The following is a 4197-nucleotide window of genomic DNA, read 5'->3' on the forward strand; positions in this document are numbered from 1 at the left end:
TGCCGTGCTGTCGGACGGCATGGCGCGGGGAAAAAGCGATCTGGCGCAGGAAGCGGGCGTGTCGGCCGGGGTGATCGACGGGCTGATCGACGAGGGCACGCTGGAGACGCTGGTGCTGCCGCCCGAACCGGTTGCGCTGCCGCCCGATCCGGCGCATGTCGTGCCTGAACTCAGCGCGGCGCAGGCGGCGGCTGCGGCAACGCTGCGCGATGCGGTGCGCGACGGCGGCTTCTCGGCCTTCCTGATCGACGGCGTTACCGGCTCCGGCAAGACCGAGGTGTATTTCGAGGCGGTGGCCGAAGCCATCCGCAGGCGCAAGCAGGCGCTGATCCTGATGCCGGAAATCGCGCTGACCACGCAATTCCTTAACCGCTTCGAGGCCCGGTTCGGCGTGCGGCCTGCGGAATGGCATTCGCAGCTCACGTCGCGCAGGCGGGCGCGCACCTATGCTGCGCTGACGGCGGGCGAAATATCGGTCATGGTCGGCGCGCGCTCGGCGCTGTTTCTGCCCTATCCCGATCTCGGCCTGATCGTCGTCGACGAGGAGCACGACCCCGCCTACAAGCAGGAAGACGGCGTGCATTACCACGCCCGCGACATGGCGGTGGTCCGGGCGAACGGCGCGCGCATCCCGGTGGTGCTGGCCTCCGCGACGCCCTCGGTGGAGACCGAGGTCAATGCGCGGCGCGGCCGCTACACCCGGCTCGCCTTGCCCGAGCGGTTCGGCGGCCAGCATCTGCCGCATGTCGAGGCGATCGATCTGCGCCGCGAGGGTCCGCCGCGCGGGCGTTTCATTGCGCCGCGTCTTGCGGAAGCGGTGAAGATTGCGCTGGAGCGCAAGGAGCAGGCGCTCTTGTTTCTCAACCGCCGCGGCTACGCGCCGCTGACGCTGTGCCGCGCCTGCGGCTACCGGCTCGCCTGCCAGAACTGCGATTCCTGGCTGGTCGATCACCGCTTCAAGCGCCGGCTGGTCTGCCACCATTGCGGCTTCTCCATGCCGCAGCCGAAAACCTGCCCGCAATGCAACGCGGTGGATTCGTTCGCAGCCGTCGGCCCCGGTGTCGAACGGCTGCAGGAAGAAGTCGCGGCGCTGTTTCCGGAGGCGCGCAGCATCGTGCTCTCCAGCGACCTGATGGAATCGGTCGAGCGGCTGCGCCAGGAGCTCGACGGCGTTGCCGACGGCAAATTCGACATCGTCATCGGCACGCAGCTCGTGGCCAAGGGCCACCACTTCCCCAAACTCAATCTTGTCGGCATCGTCGACGCCGATCTCGGGCTTGCGAACGGCGATCCGCGCGCGGCGGAGCGCACCTTCCAATTGCTGCACCAGGTGGCGGGCCGCGCCGGCCGCGAAACCGGCTACGGTCAGGGCTTCCTGCAGACCCATCAGCCCGAGCACCCGGTGATGCGCGCGCTGATTTCCGGCAACCGCGATGCGTTCTACGACACCGAGATCGCGCAGCGCGAGGCCACATCCTATCCGCCATTCGGGCGGCTCGCGGCGCTGATCGTGTCGGGCGCAGACAAGCACGAGGCCGAGAGCTTTGCGAAGAAACTCGCCGCGGCCTCCCCGCTCGATGACAATGTGCGCGTGCTCGGCCCCGCCGAGGCGCCGCTTGCGGTGGTGCGCGGGCGCTATCGCTATCGCCTGCTCGTCAAGTCGCCGCGCAATTTCGACCTGTCCTATTATGTGCGCGGCTGGCTGGCGCACGCGCCGAAGACGCGGGGGAGTCTCAAGCTGGAGGTCGATATCGATCCGCAGAGTTTTTATTGAGCCAGGAGAAACGGAATCGTGCCGCGTTTGCCAAACATCGAAGCCGCGGTTCTCGACGTTCGCAAGCTCGCGGGCTATTGCCTCGACTCCGCCCATCCGCGCGGCAGACATAAAGCGCGGGTCTTCCGACAGACGCTTGGCGTTGGTCGTGACGATGCAGATTGGCTGAAGGGCGCCATCCTTGCAGCGCTGTCCGGAGTGGATGCCGTCGAACTCGAACGGGACGTGTATGGTGCCCGTTGGCGTGCTGATGTGGCGCTCACGCGACAGAACCGGCAGGCCGTGGTAAGGACTGTTTGGATGATCCGGGCCGGGGAACGCATCCCCCGGTTCGTCACATGCTGGGTGCTGTGATGGCTGACACCGATCGGACCGTACCATCGCTTTTGGATGCGGTCGCTTTGTTGACCGATGTGCCTGCGCGCGGACTGGCGCGCGGTCAGGTCGGGACCGTTGTTGAAAATCTCGACGACGATGCTGCGCTGGTCGAGTTCAGCGATGACGAAGGCCGTGCCTATGCCATCGTGCCGCTGCCGCGCTCGGAGCTTCTGGTGCTGCGCTACGTGCCGCACGCGGCGTGACGGCACGCTGGCTCGCGGCGGAGTCGCCGCTGGATAACGTGACGTGCCCGCGCGCGGACGCGCACGCGGCTTGAAGACCCAATTCTCGCCACGCGATCGTCGTAACGACGAATGCCGAGCGGCGCAGTGATAGACTCGGCTGTTATTTTTGATGAATGACTCTGGGTCCCCGCTTTCGCGGGGACGAGCGGTGGATGGAGCCGAGGCAAGCTCCTCCGATCAATCCGGACTGCTATCGCACCGTTCCCGTCACCGCTCCCCCTGCGGCCGAAACCCTATCGCGGCTTCCTGCGCGGCCTTGATCTCGGCCGGGGTGAGCCGTCCCCTGATTTCGGCCATCAGCTTTCGCACTTCGTTTCGTGCGGACTCACTCAAGCTCTCGCTCTGCGAGGCGATCAGCGCCCAGGTATAGGCCTGGCCGTAATCCGCCGGAATCGCGAGGCCGTAGAGATATTGCGTTGCCAGCATGAACTGCGCTTCCGCATGGCCCTGCGCGGCGGCGCGCTTCCACCACGCGATGGCCTCGGCGGTGTCCGGCGGAATCTTCGTAAAGAGATAGAAGGCCAGCAGCGCCTGCGCCTGCGGGTCGGATTGTTCGGCGGCCGCGCGCGCGATGGCAATCGCGCGGCCGGTATCGCCGCTGCGATAGGCGGCCTCCGCATCGGAGAGCGGCTGAGCGTGCGCGGGCGCGCCAACACGCGCGGCAACAAGCACGGTCAGGCCCATCGCTGCGATCATGCCGGACAAGCGGCGCATTCAATCGACTCTCCGCAGCCGCAAGGCTCAGGGCGCACGCTTCACGCCCCGCGACTTCCCTCCGCCCCCGCCAGCGCCTTCTCGACGCTCGCGACATAGCGCACCGAGCGCCCGCGCAGGCCGGGCAGACCGAACGAGCGGCGCACCTGCGGGCGGACGCCTGCGAAATACACTTTCGTGCCCGCCTTGTGCAGCCGCTGCACGAAGCGCTCCAGCGCCGCGGATGCAGTGATGTCGATGAACGGCACGTCGGTGAAGTCGAGGATGAAGACGCGCGGCGGATTGACCACGCGGTCGAGGATCAGGTTCACGCGCGCGGTGGCGCCGAAGAAGAATGCGCCGCTGATGCGGTAGACCATGATATCGCCCGGCATCATTTGGCCGCCATAGGCGGGGCGGCCATTCTCGGTGTCGGCGACATCGTCGCGCACCAGCTTGGCGCCGCCCTGCACGTCGATCGCCTCGGCCATGCGATGCATGAACAGGAACGATCCGAGCAGCACGCCGACGGCGATGCCGGTGAGCAGATCGACGAAGACCGTGAGCAGGAAGGTCGACAGCAGCACGACCGCGTCGGCGACTGAGGTGCGCAGCAGCAGGCCGAATTCGGCCTTGTCCGCCATGCCCCAGGCGACGACGACCAGCACGCCGGCCAGTGCCGCCAGCGGAACATAGGCAACCAGCGGCATCGCAACCAGCACGAAGATCAGCAGGTAAATCGAGTGCATCATTCCGGCCACCGGGCCGCGGGCTCCGGCGCGGATATTGGTCGCGGTCCGTGCGATCGTGCCGGTCACCGGCATGCCGCCGGTGGCGGCCGTAGCCACATTGCCGATGCCTTGTGCAACGAGCTCGCTGTTGGAACGATGGCGGCGCCCTGACATGCTATCCGCGACCACGGCCGAAAGCAGCGATTCGATGGCACCCAGAATTGCGATGGCCACGGCGTCGGGCGCGACCGCCCAGATCTTTTCGATGCTGAATGCCGGCAAGGCGGGCGCCGGCATCCCGGACTGGATCGGGCCGAATCGCGAGCCGATGGTCTCTACATTCAGACCGAAGAAAGAGGTGATCAGGGTCGCGGCG

General features: G+C 66.9%; 5 protein-coding genes. 3 read left to right on the forward strand and 2 right to left on the reverse strand.

Translation table 11 applies throughout. From position 1 onward, the window contains the following. From ACK41X_RS22845 to ACK41X_RS22855, 3 genes are all read left to right on the forward strand, one after another. On the forward strand, positions 1–1774 hold a 1774-nt coding region (locus tag ACK41X_RS22845), incomplete at its 5' end, for a primosomal protein N' (RefSeq protein ID WP_409728429.1). Positions 1775–1792: 18 nt separating this feature from the next. Further along, positions 1793–2128 carry a DUF6883 domain-containing protein gene (locus tag ACK41X_RS22850; protein ID WP_409728432.1) on the forward strand — a complete coding sequence of 112 codons (336 nt, stop codon included), beginning with the start codon at positions 1793–1795 and terminating at the stop codon, positions 2126–2128. Beyond that, complete coding sequence (locus ACK41X_RS22855; protein WP_409728435.1) at positions 2128–2355, forward strand: DUF4926 domain-containing protein; 228 nt, start codon at positions 2128–2130, stop codon at positions 2353–2355. Before ACK41X_RS22850 ends, ACK41X_RS22855 begins: the two co-directional genes overlap by 1 nt. Positions 2356–2604: 249 nt before the next feature. On the opposite strand, the gene ACK41X_RS22860 is transcribed toward ACK41X_RS22855, so the two are convergent. Together ACK41X_RS22860 and ACK41X_RS22865 are read right to left on the reverse strand one after the other, a co-directional pair. Then, complete coding sequence (locus ACK41X_RS22860) at positions 2605–3111, reverse strand: tetratricopeptide repeat protein (RefSeq protein WP_409728437.1); 507 nt, start codon at positions 3109–3111, stop codon at positions 2605–2607. 41 nt (positions 3112–3152) lie between these two features. Then, on the reverse strand, positions 3153–4197 hold a 1045-nt coding region (locus ACK41X_RS22865; protein ID WP_409728440.1), incomplete at its 5' end, for a SulP family inorganic anion transporter.

This window comes from Pseudorhodoplanes sp. (assembly GCF_046289595.1).
Lineage (GTDB): Bacteria > Pseudomonadota > Alphaproteobacteria > Rhizobiales > Xanthobacteraceae > Pseudorhodoplanes.

Excerpts from the sequence above, each read along its gene's own strand:
- ACK41X_RS22855 (WP_409728435.1), top strand. The coding sequence starts at position 2,128 with ATGGCTGACACCGATCGGACCGTACCATCGCTTTTGGATGCGGTCGCT.
- ACK41X_RS22860 (WP_409728437.1), bottom strand. The coding sequence starts at position 3,111 with ATGCGCCGCTTGTCCGGCATGATCGCAGCGATGGGCCTGACCGTGCTT.